The organism is Pseudomonas sp. A25(2017), from assembly GCF_002001065.1.
GTDB lineage: Bacteria > Pseudomonadota > Gammaproteobacteria > Pseudomonadales > Pseudomonadaceae > Aquipseudomonas > Aquipseudomonas kilonensis.
Genome location: NZ_MUOA01000047.1, coordinates 124,761 through 141,347 on the forward strand (window position 1 = coordinate 124,761; position 16,587 = coordinate 141,347).

The 16,587-nt window shown below is 62.2% G+C and carries 12 protein-coding genes; 7 read left to right on the plus strand and 5 right to left on the minus strand.

All coding sequences use genetic code 11. From position 1 onward, the window contains the following. The first annotated feature begins 87 nt into the window (after positions 1-87). The 4 genes from B0E42_RS08885 to B0E42_RS08900 all read left to right on the plus strand — a co-directional run bounded on the left by B0E42_RS08885 (position 88) and on the right by B0E42_RS08900 (position 7,309). Entirely contained in the window at positions 88-3,381 is a 3,294-nt protein-coding gene (locus B0E42_RS08885; protein WP_077506235.1) for a DUF2126 domain-containing protein, read from the plus strand. A 262-nt stretch (positions 3,382-3,643) separates the two neighbouring features. After that, complete coding sequence (locus B0E42_RS08890) at positions 3,644-6,130, plus strand: circularly permuted type 2 ATP-grasp protein (RefSeq protein ID WP_018604319.1); 2,487 nt, start codon at positions 3,644-3,646, stop codon at positions 6,128-6,130. Then, the gene (locus B0E42_RS08895; protein WP_014336318.1) at positions 6,130-7,023 is read left to right on the plus strand and encodes a transglutaminase family protein; all 894 of its coding nucleotides are present in this window, start codon (positions 6,130-6,132) and stop codon (positions 7,021-7,023) included. Before B0E42_RS08890 ends, B0E42_RS08895 begins: the two co-directional genes overlap by 1 nt. 148 nt (positions 7,024-7,171) lie before the next feature. Further along, positions 7,172-7,309 carry a hypothetical protein gene (locus tag B0E42_RS08900; protein ID WP_253278521.1) on the plus strand — a complete coding sequence of 46 codons (138 nt, stop codon included), beginning with the start codon at positions 7,172-7,174 and terminating at the stop codon, positions 7,307-7,309. Between the two features lie 73 nt (positions 7,310-7,382). Here the strand turns inward: B0E42_RS08900 and B0E42_RS08905 are convergent, their stop codons facing one another. Together B0E42_RS08905 and B0E42_RS08910 are read right to left on the minus strand one after the other, a co-directional pair. Next, positions 7,383-7,571, minus strand: a complete 189-nt coding sequence (locus tag B0E42_RS08905) for a hypothetical protein (RefSeq protein WP_018604316.1) — start codon at positions 7,569-7,571, stop codon at positions 7,383-7,385. A gap of 68 nt (positions 7,572-7,639) precedes the next feature. Continuing rightward, on the minus strand, positions 7,640-8,227 hold the full coding sequence (locus B0E42_RS08910; protein ID WP_018604315.1) for a TIGR00730 family Rossman fold protein: 588 nt from the start codon (positions 8,225-8,227) through the stop codon (positions 7,640-7,642). A gap of 342 nt (positions 8,228-8,569) precedes the next feature. Here B0E42_RS08910 and azu point away from each other — a divergent pair, with 342 nt between their 5' ends. Further along, complete coding sequence (gene azu / locus B0E42_RS08915) at positions 8,570-9,016, plus strand: azurin (protein WP_018604314.1); 447 nt, start codon at positions 8,570-8,572, stop codon at positions 9,014-9,016. A 1,000-nt stretch (positions 9,017-10,016) separates the two neighbouring features. Here azu and nadE read toward each other — a convergent pair. The 3 genes from nadE to B0E42_RS08930 form a co-directional block, all read right to left on the minus strand. After that, the gene (gene nadE, locus B0E42_RS08920; RefSeq protein WP_018606278.1) at positions 10,017-10,844 is read right to left on the minus strand and encodes an ammonia-dependent NAD(+) synthetase; all 828 of its coding nucleotides are present in this window, start codon (positions 10,842-10,844) and stop codon (positions 10,017-10,019) included. A gap of 4 nt (positions 10,845-10,848) precedes the next feature. Continuing rightward, positions 10,849-12,075, minus strand: a complete 1,227-nt coding sequence (gene pncB, locus B0E42_RS08925; RefSeq protein ID WP_018606276.1) for a nicotinate phosphoribosyltransferase — start codon at positions 12,073-12,075, stop codon at positions 10,849-10,851. A gap of 276 nt (positions 12,076-12,351) precedes the next feature. After that, a complete protein-coding gene (locus B0E42_RS08930; RefSeq protein ID WP_018606274.1) occupies positions 12,352-13,260 on the minus strand; it encodes a LysR family transcriptional regulator in 909 nt (302 codons plus the stop codon). Positions 13,261-13,438: 178 nt separating this feature from the next. Here B0E42_RS08930 and B0E42_RS08935 point away from each other — a divergent pair, with 178 nt between their 5' ends. Then, on the plus strand, positions 13,439-14,929 hold the full coding sequence (locus B0E42_RS08935) for an aldehyde dehydrogenase family protein (protein ID WP_077506236.1): 1,491 nt from the start codon (positions 13,439-13,441) through the stop codon (positions 14,927-14,929). A 156-nt stretch (positions 14,930-15,085) separates the two neighbouring features. Further along, positions 15,086-16,369, plus strand: a complete 1,284-nt coding sequence (locus B0E42_RS08940) for an FAD-binding oxidoreductase (RefSeq protein WP_077506237.1) — start codon at positions 15,086-15,088, stop codon at positions 16,367-16,369. Positions 16,370-16,587 lie beyond the last annotated feature (218 nt).

Below are 16,587 nucleotides of genomic sequence, written 5' to 3' on the forward strand. Positions count from 1 at the left end.
GAGTAGATAAAGAAAGTGTCCGGCCTGCCTGCATGGCATAAGTCTTGCGCCGCTTTCGATAACGCCCAGGCTCGCAGGAGGCACGTCGTGTCGATCCATGTCGCATTGCATCACGTCACGCATTACCGCTACGACCGCGCCGTCGAACTCGGCCCGCAGATCGTTCGCCTGCGCCCGGCGGCCCACAGCCGCACGCGGATTCTTTCCTATGCGCTGAAGGTTTCGCCCGAGCAGCATTTCATCAACTGGCAGCAGGACCCCCAGGGCAATTACCTGGCGCGGTTGGTGTTTCCCGAGAAAACCCGGGAGATGCGAATAGAGGTCGATTTGTTGGCGGAAATGGCGGTGTTCAATCCGTTCGACTTCTTCCTCGAGCCCTACGCCGAAAAGATTCCGTTCGCCTACGCGGCCGACGAGCGCAAGGAGCTGGCGCCTTACCTGGAAACCCTGCCGCTGACGCCGAGGTTCCAGGCTTATCTGGACGGGATCGACCGCACGCCGTTGCCCGCGGTGGATTTCCTGGTGGCGCTCAACCAGCGCCTGAGCGAAGACATCAACTACCTGATCCGCATGGAGCCGGGCGTGCAGACCCCGGAGCATACCCTGGAGCACGCCTCCGGTTCCTGCCGCGACTCGGCCTGGTTGTTGGTGCAGCTGTTGCGCAACCTCGGCCTGGCTGCGCGGTTTGTCTCCGGTTACCTGATCCAGTTGACCGCTGATGTGAAAAGTCTCGATGGCCCGTCTGGCACCGACGTGGACTTCACCGACCTGCATGCCTGGTGCGAGGTCTACCTGCCCGGTGCCGGCTGGATCGGCCTGGATGCGACGTCCGGGTTGTTCGCCGGTGAAGGCCATATCCCGTTGGCGTGCAGTCCCGATCCGTCCTCGGCGGCCCCGATCAGTGGCTTGGTGGAACCTTGCGAGTGTGAGTTCAGCCACGAAATGTCCGTCGAGCGGGTCTGGGAAGCGCCACGGGTGACCAAGCCTTACACCGACGCACAGTGGCTGGCGATCCAGGCGCTGGGGCGCCAGATCGATGCCGACCTGTTGGAGGGCGACGTGCGCCTGACCATGGGTGGCGAACCGACCTTTGTCTCCATCGATGACCCGGACGGTGCCGAGTGGAACACCGCGGCACTCGGGCCGGATAAACGCCGGCTCTCCGCCGAGCTGTTCCAGCGCATGCGCAATCACTATGCGCCCAAGGGGCTGGTGCATTTCGGCCAGGGCAAGTGGTACCCCGGCGAACAATTGCCGCGCTGGTCGCTCAACTGCTATTGGCGGCGCGACGGGGTGCCGATCTGGCACAACAGCGCGTTGATCGCCGACGAGCAGGAGGACTACGGCGCCGATGGCGAACTGGCCGGGCGTTTCCTGGCGAGTGTTGCCGAGCGTTTGAAAATTCCTGCGCGGTTCGTGTTTCCGGCCTACGAAGACAACTTCTATTACCTCTGGCGCGAAGGTGCATTGCCTTCGAATGTCACGGCCGAGGACCCACGCCTGGAGGATGCCCTGGAGCGTGCACGGTTGCGCAAGGTCTTCAGCCAGGGCCTGGACAAGGTCATTGGCCAGGTCCTGCCGCTGGCCCGTACCGCCAAGGGCGATCAGTGGCAAAGCGGTCGCTGGTATCTGCGTGACAGTCACTGCCGCCTGGTGCCGGGGGATTCGCCCCTGGGCTATCGCTTGCCACTGGCGTCCCAGCCATGGGTGACAGCGGCCGAGTACCCGTTCATCCACCCCACCGACCCGAACCAGGACTTGCCCGAGCTGCCCGGCACCGAGCAACTGGCGCGTCACGGCGAGCCGGCGGCCGAGCAGGAGCGTGTTCCGGAGATCGACAAATCCGCCGACTGGCTGACCCGCACCGCCTTCTGTGCCGAGGCTCGCGATGGCCGACTGTACCTGTTCATGCCGCCACTGGAGCGGGTCGAGGATTACCTGGAACTGGTCAGCGCCATCGAGGCGACGGCTGAGGAGCTGCACTGTCCGGTGCTGTTGGAAGGCTACGAGCCGCCGAGCGACCCGCGCCTGGGCAATTTCCGCATCACCCCCGACCCGGGTGTGATCGAGGTCAACGTGCAACCCTCGGCGACCTGGGATGAGTTGGTCGAGCGCACTGAGTTTCTATACGAAGAGGCGCGACAGACCCGACTGACCACCGAGAAATTCATGATCGATGGCCGGCACACTGGCACCGGCGGCGGTAACCATTTCGTACTGGGTGGCGCGACACCGGCTGACTCTCCGTTTCTGCGGCGCCCCGATCTGCTGCGCAGCCTGATCAGTTACTGGCATAACCATCCGTCATTGTCCTACCTGTTTTCCGGATTGTTCATCGGCCCGACCTCCCAGGCGCCTCGCGTGGACGAGGCGCGCAACGACGCGTTGTACGAACTGGAAATCGCTTTCGCGCAAATGCCACAGCCCGGCGAGGAATGCCCGCCGTGGTTGGTCGATCGCCTGTTGCGCAACCTGTTGATCGACGTGACCGGCAATACGCACCGTGCCGAATTCTGCATCGACAAGCTCTATTCGCCGGACGGCGCCACCGGGCGTCTCGGCTTGTTGGAGTTGCGTGCTTTCGAGATGCCACCCCACGCCCGCATGAGCCTGGCCCAGCAATTACTGCTGCGGGCGCTGGTGGCGCGGTTCTGGCGTGAGCCTTATGCGCCGGCGAAACTGGCGCGCTGGGGCACCGAGCTGCATGACCGTTTCCTGTTGCCGCACTTTATCGAGCAGGATTTTGCCGACGTCATCCATGAGCTGAACGCCGCCGGCTACCCGCTGCGGGCTGAGTGGTTCGCCGCGCACCTGGAGTTCCGCTTCCCCAAGGTGGGCGATTACGCGGTCAGCGGTATCGAGCTGCAATTACGCCAAGCCCTCGAGCCTTGGCATGTGCTGGGGGAAGAGGGCGCGGTGGGCGGCACCGTGCGTTATGTGGATTCCTCCCTGGAGCGCTTGCAGGTCAAGCTCAGCGGCCTGGCGCCGCAACGCTACCTGCTGACCTGCAATGGCGTGCCGGTGCCGTTGCAACCCACTGGTCGGGTCGGCGAGTTCGTCGCCGGGGTGCGTTTCCGCGCCTGGCAACCGGCCAACTGCCTGCAACCGACCATCCCGGTGCATGCGCCGCTGGTCTTCGATTTGCTCGACACCTGGATGCAACGTTCCGTGGGCGGCTGCCAGTATCACGTGGCCCATCCGGGTGGGCGCAACTACGACAGCCTGCCGGTGAATGCCAACGAGGCCGAAAGCCGGCGGATGGCGCGTTTCTTCCGTATCGGACACACGCCTGGGAAACTTCCGATACCCAGCCTGGCAGTGGATGACGAGTTTCCGCTCACACTCGATCTGCGACGTTTTCCAGGAGCGTTAAAGCGCTAGGTGGCCCTTGTGGCGAGGGGATTTAGCGAAACGTCGCACCGCCCCGCTGGGCTGCGCAGCAGCCCTAAAGCAGTTAGCTCAATCTTCCTGGCACACCGAGTTGCCTGGTTTGGGGGCTGCTGCGCAGCCCAGCGGGGATAAATCCCCTCGCCACGATGATTGCAGTCTGAAAACCCAGGCCGGACCCAACATAAAACACACCTATCCGGGCGTCATGCGCTTGCGCTAGTCTCACCTTTTATTGCCGTCTGCCGAGCTTTCCATGCCTGACCTGCTTGACCGTTACCCGCTGACGACGGGCACCTATCACGAACTGTTGGACGACAGCGGCGCGGTGCGTCCGCACTGGCGGCGGTTGTTCGATCAGTTGCAGCGCAGCACGCCGGCTCACCTGATCCAGCGTCAGGCGCTGCTGGCTCGGCAGATCCAGGAAAACGGTGTCACCTATAACGTCTACGCCGATCCGAAGGGCGCCGACCGGCCGTGGGAGCTGGACCTGCTGCCCCACGTGATCGACCCGCAGGAATGGAAACATCTGTCGGCCGGGATCGCCCAGCGTGCGCGGCTGCTCAATGCGGTGCTGGCCGACCTGTATGGGCCACAGCGGCTGATCAGCGAAGGGCTGCTGCCGGCAGAGCTGGTATTCGGGCACAACAATTTCCTTTGGCCCTGCCAGGGCATCGCGCCACCGGACGGCAGCTTCCTGCACTTGTATGCGGTGGATCTGGCGCGCACGCCCGATGGCCGTTGGTGGGTCACGGCGGATCGGACCCAGGCGCCTTCGGGGGCCGGTTATGCGCTGGAAAATCGCATGATCGTTTCCCGCGCCTTCCCCGATTTGTATCGCGACTTGAAGGTGCGGCACTTGTCCGGGTTTTTCCGCACCTTGCAGGAAACCCTGGCAAGACAGGCCCCCAGCGACGGTGAGTCGCCACTGGTGGTGCTGTTGACGCCGGGGCGGTTCAACGAAAGTTATTTCGAACATCTTTATCTGGCGCGCCAGCTCGGCTATCCGCTGGTAGAGGGAGGCGACCTGACCGTGCGGGACGCCACGGTCTACCTCAAGACCCTCAGTGGCCTGCGCCGGGTCCACGCCATCATGCGCCGGCTCGACGACGATTTCTGCGACCCCCTGGAGCTGCGTACCGATTCGGCCCTCGGCGTGCCGGGGTTGTTGGAAGCGGTGCGCCAGGGCCGGGTGCTGGTGGCCAATGCCCTAGGCAGTGGCGTGCTGGAGTCACCGGGCCTGTTGGGGTTCCTGCCGAAGATCAACCAGTACCTGTTCGGTGAGGAATTGATACTGCCGTCCATCGCCACCTGGTGGTGCGGTGAGCCGCCGGTGCTGGCCCAGGCCCTGGAGAAATTGCCGCAGCTGTTGATCAAGCCGGCATTTCCTTCCCAGAGCTTCAGCCCGGTGTTCGGCCGCGACCTGAGCGAGAAGCAGCGCAGCCAACTGGCGGCGCGCATGCAGGCACGGCCCTATGCCTATGTCGCCCAGGAGTTGGCGCAACTGTCCCAGGCCCCGGTCTGGCAGGCCGAAGACGGGCACATCCAGCCTCGGGCCATCGGCATGCGCGTGTATGCCGTGTCCGGGAAGGATGATTATCGGGTGCTGTCGGGTGGCCTGACCCGCGTGGCCGCCGAGGCCGACGCCGAAGTGGTGTCGATGCAACGTGGTGGCGCCAGCAAGGACACCTGGGTGCTGGGCGAGCAGGCGCCCGGCGGTGAACAATGGAAGGCCCAGCGAACCGTGGGGGTCCACGACCTGGTTCGACGCGATCCGTACCTGCCTTCGCGGGTGGTGGAAAACCTGTTCTGGTTCGGCCGCTACTGCGAGCGTTGCGACGACAGCGCGCGGCTGCTGCGGATCATGCTGGGGCGTTATGTCGATGGCGATGACCCGCAGGCCCTGCAGTCGGCGGTGTCCCTGGGCGAAAGCCTGATGCTGCTGCCTGAAGAGGGCGAGCTGCACGAGCGTTTGCTGGCGGCGCTGTTGGGGGACGACTGGTCGTTCAGCCTGCGCTCCAACCTGCAGCGCTTGCAGTGGGCGGCCTCGCAGGTTCGCGGCAAGCTGTCCCGGGAGAACTGGCAGGCGCTGGTGGAGTTGCAGCGCGAAGCGATGGAGCTGGAAACCGAGGAGCCGGATTTCGGTGAGTTGCTGGATTTCCTCAATCGGCTAGTGATGTCCCTGGCGGCGTTGTCTGGTTTTGCCTTGGACGACATGACCCGCGACGAGGGCTGGCGCTTCTTGATGATTGGCCGACGCCTGGAACGCTTGCAGTTCCTCAGCGGCAGCCTGGCGGCGTTTTTGCGCAGCGATGCAGTGTTCGACCAGGCCGGGCTGGAGTGGCTGCTGGAACTGGGCAACAGCAGCATCACCTACCGTTCTCGCTACCTGGCGGTGGCGCAACTGATCCCGGTGCTGGACCTGTTGTTGCTGGACGAACAGAACCCCCACGCGGTGCTTTTCCAGTTAAAGCTGGTGGCCCGCACGCTCAAACGCCTGAACGACGATTTTGGCGCACCGAAGGAAACGGCCTTGCCAGAATTGGTGACGCGTCTTTCTCGCTTTGACTTGCGTTGCCTGGAAAACCCCCTGTTTGGCGAAGCCAGCCTGCGCGCAGCACTTGATGGGCTGGCCGACCTGTTGCAGGAAGTGGCCGATGTCGGTGGCCAGGTGTCCGATCGCCTGGCCTTGCGCCATTTCGCCCACGTCGATGACGTCAGCCAACGCACGGTGTCCGTCTGATGAGCGCTCGTTACCAGATCCTCCACGACACCCATTACCACTACGACAGCCCGGTGTCCCTGGCCCAGCAGCTTGCTCACCTGTGGCCGCGCGCCTGTGACTGGCAGCGTTGCACCGAACAGCAGTTGCTGATCAGCCCGGAGCCGACGACTCGTCGCGATGAGCTGGATGTGTTTGGCAACCCGCTGACCCGGCTGGCCTTCGAACGGCCCCATGACGAGTTGCTGGTCAATGCTCGCTTGAGCGTCGAAGTGCTGGCGCGCCCCGCGCTGGATTTCGACCTGTCCCCGGCCTGGGAATCGACCTGCAACGCGCTGAGCTACAGTGGCCGGCCACTGGCGGCACCATTGCTGGAGGCGTGCCGTTATCGTTTCGAGTCGCCGTATGTGCACCTCAAGCGCAGCTTCGTCGAGTTTTCCGAAAGTTGCTTCCCGCCGGGGCGACCGCTGATGGTTGGCGTTCGAGCGCTGATGGAGAAGATCTTCGAAGAGTTCACCTTCGATGCCGAGGCAACCCAGGTGGCGACGCCGCTGGTGGAGGTGCTGGAGCGGCGGCGGGGCGTATGCCAGGACTTTGCCCATCTGATGCTGGCCTGCGTGCGCTCGCGCGGGCTGGCGGCGCGTTACGTCAGCGGCTACCTGCTGACCCAGCCGCCACCCGGCCAGCCACGGCTGATTGGCGCCGATGCGTCCCATGCCTGGGTCTCGGTGTATTGCCCGGTGTTGGGGTGGGTGGACTTCGACCCGACCAACAACGTCCAGCCGGCCTTGGAACACATCACCCTGGCCTGGGGCCGGGACTTTTCCGATGTGTCGCCGCTGCGGGGGGTGATCCTGGGGGGTGGCAATCATGATCCCGAGGTGCGGGTGACGGTGATGCCGCTGGAGTCATGAGCGCTGTGTGGAAAATGTGGGAGCGAGCCTGTGGGAGCCGAGCTTGCTCGCGATGAACGATGACGCGTTTTTGCAGTTGAACCGTGTCGCCCTCATCGCGAGCAAGCTCGGCTCCCACAGGGTTCGGCTCCCACAGATTGTGTGTCATATGGATGAGTTGCTGGGCGGTTTCGTGCCGATGATCAGCCATGAGCACAAGCAGATCGGGTTGTTCGAGCCTGGCCAATTGCCGGCCAATCTACCTGCAGGCTATCGCCTGTCGATTATCAAGGCGCTGGGATTGTGAGGGCCGGCAGTGGGACTGCCGGCCCAGGACACAAAACCGGGGGGCCGGATCGGATCATCGGGCCCTGGGGGTATCAGGCCTCGGGTGCCTGATCTTTCGGTGCATCAACATCATCTTCTGCTGCTACTTCGCCTTCGGTATCCGGGGTCAGTGCGGCTTCTTCTTCAGCTGTGGCTTTCTTGCGCTGCAGCTTTTCCTCTTTCTTCTGCTCCTTGGCCAAGTCTCTCTGACGTTTGGCGAAGGAATAATTGGGTTTGGCCATGGGCGATCCTCTGGGGTCGAAGGTGAGGTTGAGCGGCGCATATTCTGCCCTGTATCGGGGCCGAGCCGTTAGCTGGGTTTTTGTTCGGCCCACTTTGGCTGCACTGACGGTTGCCATTCGTCCAGCGCATCGAGCAGGTTCTGCGCTGATTCGCTCACTTGCAGCATGTCACGATGGGGCGCGCGGACGAAGCCTTCGCCGACGATATGATCGAGAAAAGCGGTGAGCTTGCTGTAGAAGCCGTTCACTTCCAGCAGCCCCAGCGGTTTGCCGTGGTAGCCGAGCTGGCCCCAGGTCCAGACCTCGAACAACTCCTCCAGCGTGCCGAGGCCGCCGGGCAGGGCGATGAAGGCATCGCTGAGTTCAGCCATGCGCGCCTTGCGGGCGTGCATGCCGTCCACCACTTCCAGGCGGGTCAGGCCGCTGTGGCCGATCTCCTTGTCCTTGAGGCTTTGCGGGATGATGCCGATGACCTCGCCGCCGGCCGCCAGGGCCGCGTCGGCGACGATACCCATCAGGCCGACGGCGCCACCGCCGTAGACCAGGGTCAATTTTCGTTCCGCCAACGCCCGGCCCAGGGCCTGCGCCGCTTCACGATACGCTGGATCGGTGCCGGTGCTGGCGCCGCAAAATACACAAACAGACGCGATGGACATGCTTTACTCCGTGGTCAGTTACCCCTCCAGAGTAAAGCCTGGCCTATGCTGCGCAAAGGACTTAAACCTCGCGCTGGGGTTTTTCATAGGTGCCACTGGCGCCGCAGGCGTAGGCGGCGAGCAAGCTGCATAACAGGCTGTTGACGTTCATGATGGGCGCTCCCGAGAGGTGGTGAGGCTGATCATAGAGCGGTGTCCTCCCTCTGGCTGGTTGATTGTGTCCATCAGGCTGATAGCCTTAAGTTGTATACAATCTTTGATTCAGGTCATAGGAACTTGTCTGAAATTCAGGCAGTCTTTCCCTTTGACGGATTTTTGTTAACCATGCCTTGGAGATTCACAATGTTTGCCAAACTTGTTGCAGTATCCCTGTTGACGCTGGCCAGCAGCCAACTGATGGCAGCGGAGTGCAAGACCACCATCGACTCGACCGACCAGATGTCCTTCAACACCAAGGCCATCGAGATCGACAAGAGCTGCAAGACGTTCACCGTCGAGCTGACTCACTCGGGCAACTTGCCGAAAAACGTCATGGGCCATAACTGGGTACTGAGCAAGGAGGCTGACATGCAGCCGATTGCCACGGCTGGTTTGGCAGCAGGCGTCGACAAGAACTACCTGCCGGAAGGTGATGCACGCATCATCGCCCACACCAAACTCATTGGTGCCAAGGAAAGCGACTCGGTGACCTTTGATGTGTCGAAGCTCAATGCTTCCGAGAAGTACGGCTTCTTCTGCTCGTTCCCGGGCCACATCTCGATGATGAAAGGCACCGTTACCCTGAAGTAATCCGCTTCAGGCACAAAAAAGCGGCGCTTCTTTCAGAAATGGGAAGTGCCGTTTTTTTGGGTTTTTTCGGTGTCTGGCTGTTTTGGTGTGTATATCCGTTTTTTGCGTATTGGCGGCTTATGGTTCCGCTCTTACAGCGGGTCACTTTCGAAAAGCGCGAAAGTAACCAAAGCGCTCCTGCCCCACCACTTGGTGCCTCGCCTAGGCTCGGCATGCCTGAACGAAGGCATTGCTCCGTGGGCCGCCGCGAAGGGCCATCCATGGCCCAGCGCGGCTAACCCGGCATCCATGCCGGGTTGCCCACTGCGCAACACCTTCGTTCAGCCAGCGTGGTTAACGGGGCGCCCGAGATCAACGTCCACCGCGAGGCGGCCTAGTAGCCGACCTGGCTCTCACGGTCGTACACCCATCAGACTTGTTTGGGCAGGTCCTGTGGGAGCAAAGCTTGCTCGCGATGACGGTGTCCCAGTCAATGAAGATGTTGGATGTGCCGGCCTCTTCGCGAGCAGGCTCGCTCCCACAGGGGGCTCTGGATGCACATAAATATTGTGTCTACGGAAGATCCAATGTGGGAGCGAGCTTGCTCGCGATAGCGGTGGCTCAGCCACATAGATGCCGGCATGCCCCGCTCTTGCTCTTGCCTTGCTTTGCTTTGGATCTTGATCTGGACGCCCCGTTAAACCACGCTGGCCGAACGCAGGCATTGCGCAGTGGGCATCCCGGCATGGATGCCGGGATAGCCGCGCTGGGCCATGGATGGCCCTTCGCGGCGGGCCCACGGAGCAATGCCTGCGTTCGGGCACACCGAGCCTAAGCGAGGTGCCGAGTGGTGGGGCAAAGCGCTTTTGGTTACTTTTGGCTGGTCCGGCTCCCGGCTCTTCCAAAAGTGACCCGCTGTAAGAGCGGAACCCTAAGTAGCCGTTACCTAAATAACGGATATACACACCAACCCACGCCTCTCAGCTATCGCGAGCAAGCTCGCTCCCACAGTGATTACTCGTTACGGAGCGTAAGGCATCACCCGCTTGTGCTCAGTCTTGCGATAGGTCTCGCAAATGATCCTGAACGCCTCGTCCCGCACAGGCTCGCCATGCAGGAACGCATCGATCTCGGCGTAGGTCACACCGTGGGAGGCTTCATCCGGCTTGCCTGGCGACAGGTCCTCAAGGTCGGCGGTGGGGACTTTTTCCACCAGCGACTCCGGCGCGCCGAAGTCTCGGGCGATGGCCCGGACCTGGTTTTTTACCAAGCCACTCAACGGCGCCAGGTCGCAGGCGCCATCACCGAACTTGGTGAAGAAACCCATCACCGCTTCGGCGGCATGGTCGGTGCCGATCACCAGGCCGTGCTCGGTGCCCGCGATGGTGTATTGCGCCACCATGCGCATCCGCGCCTTGGTATTGCCCAGCACGAAATCCCGCGAGAGCGCCGCCTTGCCTTCGAACGCCGAGACTTGATCGGCCAAGGCCTTGACCGCTGGACCGATGTTGACGGTATGGCGCTCGTCCGGGTCGATGAAGTCCACGCAGGCTTGCGCTTCATGTTCGTCGAACTGGGTTTCGTACGGCAGGCGCACGGCGATGAACTTGTAGGCGGCGTTACCGGTTTTCTCCCGCAGTTCGCGCATGGCGCGTTGGGCCAGCAGCCCGGCGGTCAACGAATCGACGCCACCGCTGATGCCCAGTACGAGGGACTTGAGGCCGGAGTTGACCAGGCAATCCTGGATAAAGTCCACCCGCCGGGCGATTTCGGCCTTGAGGGCGGCGTCATCGGCGAACGGTGGCTGGACCTTGAGCTGTTCAGCAATCTCACGCTGTACGGCTTGCATGAATTCACTCCTTGCTTGATGTGTCTGGAAGGGCGGCAGGTACTTGGAAAACGTGTCGCATGTAGGCGACGAAATTCGGGTCCTTGCAGTGGGTCTTGCCGGGCTCGTCTGAAATCTTGGCCACGGGTTGCCCGGCACAGCTGATCATTTTAAGCACGATGCTCATGGGCTCTACACCCGGAATGTCACACGTCAGGTTGGTGCCAATACCGAAGCTGACATTAATGCGACCACGCAATGCCCGAAAAATCTCCAGGCATTTGGGTAGTGTCAGGCTATCGGAGAACACCAGGGTCTTGCTCATCGGGTCGATGCCGAGCTTGTGGTAGTGGGCAATGGCTTTTTCGGCCCAGATCACCGGGTCGCCCGAGTCGTGGCGCAAACCGTCGAACAGCTTGGCGAAGAACAGATCGAAATCCTTGAGGAAGGCGTCCATGGTGATGCAATCGGTCAGGGCGATCCCCAGCAGGCCTCGGTACTCGCGCACCCAGCAATCGAGGGCAGCGATCTGGCTGTCGATCAGCCGCGGGCCCAATTGCTGGTGGGCCATGATCCACTCATGGGCCATGGTGCCCAGGGGCTTCATGTCCAACTCCCGAGACAGGTGCACGTTACTGGTGCCGACGAAACGCCCGGGGAAGTCATGCTTGAGCACGTTGACCACTTCTTCCTGGACGCGGAAGGAAAAGCGGCGGCGGGTGCCGAAGTCCGCGACTTGCAATTCGGACAGTTCTTCGGCGCTGGCGTTGGCGCTCAGCCAGTCGAACTTGCAATACAACTGCTCGCGGGCCTGTTCCAGGACTATTTCACGGTAGCGATAACGATTGCGCACCTCGCTGACAATGGCCAGCAGCGGCACTTCGAACAGAATGACGTGCAGCCACGGCCCGCGCAGGCGGATGAACAGCTCGCCGTTTTCGATACCCGTGTGCACGTAGCGCAGGTTGAAGCGAAACAGCCCCAGGAAACGCAGGAAGTCCGGCTTCAGAAAACTGATGCGCTCCAGGAAACCCAACTGGTCGGCGCTCAGGCTCAGCTCGGCCAGGCGCTCGATCTGAAAGCGGATCTCTGCCAGGTAGGGGCGCAGGTCTTCGCTGTTGCGGCAGCGGAATTCCCATTCGACTTCGACGTTGGGGTAGTTGTGCAACACCGCCTGCATCATCGTCAGTTTGTAGAAGTCGGTGTCGAGCAGGTTCTGCACGATACGATCGGCAAATACGCTCTCGCTCATAGGGTTCTCCAGACAGGCCGCAGCCGAGGGTAGCGAAGTTCGGCAGTTTGTAGTGAAAGGGCTAGTGGCGCATATCACTCATGATGATTGCCAGTTTTTTTTGGTCACTGGGTCTTTTTCGGCTAAGAAGAGCTATTTGTGGCGAGGGGATTTATCGAAACGTCGCCCCGCCCCGCTGTGGGAGCAAGGCTTGCCCGCGATACAGGCGACTCGGTTTCCGGGAGCCCGTGGTGCGTTCTTCGCGGGCAAGCCTTGCTCCCACAGGTTCGCGTCGGGTTATGCCGGTATATCCGGGTTGTCGATCTGCTCCAGCATCCACTCCACAAAAAGCCGCACCTTGGGCACTTCCGCCGAATGTTCCGGATAGGCCAGGTAATAGGCGTTGGTGCTGGGCATCGCGTGCGGCCAGGGGATGACCAGTTTGCCGTCGGCCAGTTCTTCTTCCACCAGAAACCGCGGCAGCAGGGCGACGCCGCAGCCGACCTGGGCGGCGCGGATGCACATGTAGAAGGTTTCGAAGCGCGGCCCGTGGTAGCTGTGTTCGGTGTGGTAGCCCTGGTGGTCGAACCAGTCGTGCCAGGCTTGGGGGCGCGAGGCGTTTTGCAGGAGCACCAGCTCGGCCAGTTGGGTCGGGTCGGTGAAGGGCTGCTCAGGCAGGCTGCCGGGCGCACAGACCGGCACCAGTTCTTCGCCAAACAGCTTCAGGGATTCGGTGCCGGGTCGCGAGCCTTGGCCGAAATAGAACGCCAGGTCGCTGCGCCCTTGCAGCAAGTCATCGGCTTCCTGCTCGCTGCACAGGTCCAGGTGAATGGTCGGATGCCGCAACCGCCAGCCCTTCAAGCGTGGGACCAGCCACCGGGCGCCGAAGGTCGGAGGGGTGGACACGCGCAGGACTTCAGTATCGCCGCCGTAGGAACGCAGGTAATGGGTGGACATCTCCACCTGCGTGAGGATTTTTCGCACTTCCCCCAGGTACAAGTCTCCGGCTGGCGTCAGTTGCAAGCGTCGGCGCACGCGTCGAAACAGCAAGTGCTGCAGCAACTCCTCCAGTTGCGCGACCTGTTTGCTGACGGCGCTCTGGGTCAGGTTCAGCTCTTCGGCGGCGCGGGTGAAGCTCAGGTGGCGGGTCACTGCTTCGAAGCACTGCAGCGCCGTGATCGACGGTAAATAGCGTTTATTGAGCATGATGAGGCCTTATTTCTTGTCGCTCTGCTTATCCGGTCATGGCCAGCATGAATAAACGGAATGATATCTCGCTTAAAGGTCGTTTGTTGGCAAGACTCAGGCCAGCTACAACTACAGGTCTGATCAGTCGCATTCGTCCGGCTGCCAATCCTTTGTTTTTCGTGTGAGGAAATTTTCCATGGTTGCTGCATTGCTTGATCGCTTGGGCGTCGACTCGGCCTTGTACCAGAACGGCACACAACCGGTGCATTCGCCCATTGATGGCAGCCGTATCGGCGCCGTGAACTGGGAAGGCGCGGCTGAAGTCGAGCAGCAGGTCAGCCGTGCCGAACACGCCTTCGACCTGTGGCGCAAGGTGCCGGCCCCGCGTCGCGGCGAGCTGGTGCGTCAATTTGGCGACCTGTTGCGAGAATACAAGGCCGACCTCGGCGAGCTGGTGTCGTGGGAAGCCGGCAAGATCACCCAGGAAGGCCTGGGTGAAGTGCAAGAAATGATCGATATCTGCGACTTCGCCGTCGGCCTGTCCCGCCAGCTGTACGGCCTGACTATCGCCTCCGAGCGTCCGGGCCACCACATGCGTGAGTCCTGGCATCCGCTGGGTGTGGTTGGGGTGATCAGTGCCTTCAACTTCCCGGTGGCGGTCTGGGCCTGGAACACCACGCTGGCCCTGGTGTGCGGCAACGCGGTGATCTGGAAGCCGTCGGAAAAGACCCCGCTCACCGCCCTGGCGTGCCAGGCGTTGTTCGAGCGCGTGCTGAAGAACTTCAGTGACGCACCGCCGTACCTGAGCCAGGTGATCATCGGTGGTCGCGATGCTGGTGAAGCGCTGGTGGATGACCCGCGCGTGGCCTTGATCAGCGCCACCGGCAGCACCCGCATGGGTGGTGAAGTGGCACCGAAAGTCGCCGCGCGTTTTGCCCGCAGCATCCTGGAACTGGGCGGCAACAACGCCATGATCCTGGCACCGAGCGCCGACCTGGACATGGCCGTGCGCGCCATCCTGTTCAGCGCCGTCGGCACCGCCGGCCAGCGTTGCACCACCCTGCGCCGGCTGATTGCCCATGAATCGGTGAAGGAAGAAATCGTCACCCGCCTCAAGGCCGCCTATTCGAAAGTGCGTATCGGCCATCCGCTGGAAGGCAACCTGGTCGGGCCGCTGATCGACAAGCACAGCTTCGACAACATGCAGGATGCGCTGGAGCAGGCCTTGAGCGAAGGCGGGCGAGTCTTTGGTGGCAAGCGCCAGCTTGAAGACCAGTTCCCGAATGCCTATTACGTCTCGCCAGCCATCGTCGAGATGCCCGAGCAGAGCGATGTGGTGCGCCACGAAACCTTCGCACCGATCCTGTACGTGGTCGGCTACAAGGATTTTGCCGAGGCCTTGCACCTGAACAATTCCGTGCCCCAGGGCCTGTCGTCCTGCATTTTCACCACCGACGTGCGTGAAGCCGAGCAATTCATGTCGGCCGTGGGCAGCGACTGCGGCATCGCCAACGTCAACATCGGCCCGAGCGGCGCCGAGATCGGCGGCGCATTCGGTGGCGAAAAAGAAACCGGCGGCGGTCGCGAATCCGGCTCCGACGCCTGGCGCGGCTACATGCGCCGCCAGACCAACACCGTGAACTACTCGCTGGAGTTGCCGTTGGCGCAGGGGATTACCTTCGACTGAGGTCGAGTCAACGGAAATCCCCTGCGGGAGCGAGCTTGCTCGCGATAGCGTCGAATCAGCCGACATCAATATCGGTAGATAAACCGTCATCGCGAGCAAGCTCGCTCCCACAAATGAAAGGGTGTGGTGGTTGGGTTTCTTTTTCGGAGTCTGGCAATGCCGTTACGCGAAGAATGTCTGTGGGAAAAACTGACGCCGCAAAGGCCTGAAAACAGCGCGCTCACCGGTGAAGTCACGGCCGATGTCTGCGTGATCGGCGCGGGTTTTACCGGGCTGTCGGCGGCGGTACATTTGCTCGAACAAGGCAAGCGCGTGGTTGTGCTGGAAGCTCATCGGGCCGGGCATGGTGGATCGGGGCGTAACGTCGGGTTGGTCAACGCCGGCCTGTGGATCCCGCCGGATGACATCGAGGCCGGGTTCGGCGAGGCGGTGGGCAGCCAGCTCAACCGCATGCTGGGGGCCGCGCCGGCCCTGGTGTTCAGCCTCATCGATAAATACAACATCGATTGCCAACTGCGCCGCGAAGGCACCCTGCACATGGCCCATAATGCCCGGGGCGAGGCCGACCTGCGCAGTCGTGAAGCGCAATGGAAGCGCCGCGGTGCCCCGGTGGAATTGCTCACCGGCCAGGCCTGTGTCGATGCCACCGGCACGTCGAAAATCGCTGCGGCATTGCTCGACCGTCGCGCCGGCACGCTCAACCCGATGGCCTACACCAGCGGGTTGGCCAAGGCGGCCACAGACCTTGGCGGCCAGTTGTTCGACCATTCACCGGTGACGCGCCTGGAACGCCAAGGCCAGCGCTGGTCGGTGCAGACTGCCCAGGGTTCGGTGCTGGCCGAGCAGGTGGTGATCGCCTCCAACGCCTACACCGAGGGCGACTGGACCGAACTGCGGCGAAATTTCTTCCCCGGTTATTACTATCAGGTCGCTTCGGCCCCGCTGACTGACGAGGCCGCCCGACGCATTCTGCCGGGCGGGCAGGGCTCGTGGGATACCCGCCAGGTGTTGAGCAGCATCCGCCGGGACAAGGATGGCCGTTTGCTGCTGGGCAGCCTGGGCAATGGCAACCGCAAGCCGACCTGGTTCCTCAAGGCTTGGGCCGACCGGGTGCAGCAGCATTACTTTCCTTATCTCAAGTCGGTGGAGTGGGAGTGCACCTGGACCGGTTGCATTGCCTTCACCCCCGATCACTTGATGCGCCTGTTCGAACCGGCCCCCGGGCTGGTGGCCGTGACCGGCTACAACGGCCGGGGCGTGACCACCGGTACTGTGGTCGGCAAGGCGTTCGCCGACTACCTGTGCCACGGCGATGCCCAGGCCCTGCCGATCCCGTTCGCCCCCATGCAGCCGGTGGCCGGGGTGGCGTTGCGCAGTTGCTTGTATGAGGCGGGCTTCTCGCTGTATCACGCGGGCCAGTGCCTGCGGATCGTCATTTGAGTGTTGAAAATTGTTACTGGAACCCGCTTTTTCCGGCGTAGCGTCTAGCCTGTTATGGTGCGGGTTGTAGCAATCGCGCACCGACAGTGTGCAGTTCGGTGACGCGGGTTGTTACACAGTGGTTGCACGCCGTTTCGTGCGATGGTTGCAATGATGGCTCACGGAGGGTTTCACCTATTTAAGTAAAAGGTTGCACCTCGTGCGGTTTAGACGGTTGC